The organism is Bartonella sp. MR168JLCBS, assembly GCF_042194175.1.
Genome location: NZ_JBHIMP010000041.1, coordinates 1 through 2,109, shown reverse-complemented (window position 1 = coordinate 2,109; position 2,109 = coordinate 1). Strand labels below are relative to the sequence as shown.

General features: G+C 36.3%; 2 protein-coding genes. Both read left to right on the top strand.

Annotation, left to right across the window (positions count from 1 at the left end; translation table 11 throughout):
• The coding region (locus ACFIK8_RS08850; RefSeq protein WP_375636773.1) for an ABC transporter substrate-binding protein at positions 1–571 on the top strand (571 nt) is incomplete at its 5' end.
• A gap of 837 nt (positions 572–1,408) precedes the next feature.
• Positions 1,409–2,109: ABC transporter substrate-binding protein (locus ACFIK8_RS08845; RefSeq protein ID WP_375636770.1), on the top strand; the 701-nt coding region annotated here is incomplete at its 3' end.

The following is a 2,109-nucleotide window of genomic DNA, read 5'->3' as shown; positions in this document are numbered from 1 at the left end:
ACAACCCTTTAAACTTGATCTCCAAAAAGCAAAGGAACTTTTAACAGAGGCAGGTTATCCGGATGGTTTTGAGGCCAATATTTTTGCAGGGGCATCTCCTTATCCTTTTGCTTTGCCTATTGCTCAGTCTCTCCAAGACAACGCAAAAAAGATTGGGGTACATTTTAAAATTGAACGTTTTGTAGGTACGCAGTTGTTTTCAAAATTTTATGCGCGTGGTTTTGATACGATTTTTTTCGGATGGAATAATGGCTCTGCGGACCCCCATACAATGGCTTCACGTCTTATTTACAATCCTGATAATCGGTTTGAGGCAAAAAATACAGGCTACGCTAGTTGGTGCCATGGGTATTTTGATAAAAGTATGAATCAAAAGGTTAAGGATGCGTTGTTTGAAAAAGATCCCCAAAAACGGGTGCAAATGTATGCTGATTTGCAACGTGAATTTATGCAGAAAGGACCCTATGCTTTTATTTATCAGACATATGTTTCTGTAGCGATGACACCTGATGTCAAAAAATGGGTTTGGAATAGTGCCCCACGTATTTTTTATAGTGCAATTGAAAAATAAGAAGGTATCAGGTTTATAAAATATAAAAAACATGATCATGATATATTTGACGTATTGCAAAGTTCTTAAATGCTTTGCAATACGTTGAAGATTGTGAATAATAGAGGATATATTGCTGAGTGTCTTTTCAAGATTTCTATTTCAAAAGAGATCTTTCATTCTCATTAAAGATGTGTTTTCTTGGATGTTTAAGACTTAATATTTCAACTCCCATGAATTGAAAAGTGGTCAATTCATTTGCTGAAAAAATTAGTACAACAGATGTTGTGGCATTTAGCATTGCTAAAGGAGAAAAGACTTTGCAATATTGAAGAAAAGTTTTGGTGTGGAGGTGAAGAGAAATATCAGTTTTTTATGATGCCTATGTTATGGTTCCTTTTGTTTTGAAAGATAACACTCCGCAATTGGAGGGTATTATTTTATGGGGAGTGATGCAAAAATTCAAATTTTCTCTTGAGAAGGAGGGTAAATAATCAATTTCAGCAAATTACAATTCATTCAAAATCATCAAAATATCAAATTTTTATTGAGGCTCTTGAAGTAACCGGAGGTGGTGTTTTCGCGACACTTTTTAGAAAATCAAAAAAGAAATTTGAAGCAAAAGGTCTGATTGATAAAGCAAAAGGAAACTTTGCCTGATATGTCCCAAATTGTAAGCACTGTGATATCTCCAACAGATGCTGTTATGCCTAATACCTTCGTTTTATATCAGATCGTTTTCTGTTGAGTTTTTAATTTTATTTCGAGGAGGTATGTTTTCTAAGTCTAATCTTATTATTTCTTGCACGTTATTGTTGCATGGAGAACTTATACAATAAATTTTAAAAGGAAAAGTCTATGAACTTGAAAGGAAAAATATTGAAAGGGAGCAGTGCTTTTGTTTCTGCTGTTATTGCACTGGGGATTTTGGTGCAACAAGTTTCAGCAAAAACACCTGCCGATACGCTTGTGATGGCTTGGAATCTTGATTCAATAAGTACATTTGATCCCGCACAAATTAATGACCGTTATGGTAATGAAGTTCTTGTCAATGTTTGTGATAATTTAGTTGAACCAGCTAAAGATAATGCAGCTAAACTTGTTCCCTCTTTGGCGAAGAGTTGGGATGTTTCAAGTGATGATCAGCGTACGGTGATTACTTTTCATTTGCGTGATGGTTTGAAGTTCAATGATGGTCGTCCTGCGAATGCCAATGATCTAATTTGGAGCATGAAGCGGGTTGTTAAATTGAAGATGGCTACTGCGGCGACATTTAATGAATATGGTATCACAGAACAGAATGTTGATGAGGCTTTTCAAGCACCGGACGACAAAACAGTGGTGATGAAATTTGATAAACCTTATCCAGCAGAGCTCATTCTTAGCCATTTTGCCACTAGTCGTACTCTTTCTTTGCTTGATCGTGAGACACTCATGAAACACGAAAAAAATGGTGATATGGGAAACCGGTATTTGGCAAGCCATTCTGCTTGTGTTGGTCCTTATCAGTTAGAGAGTTGGCGTCCTGGAGAAGCTCTTTTATTGCGTGCAAGCTCCAA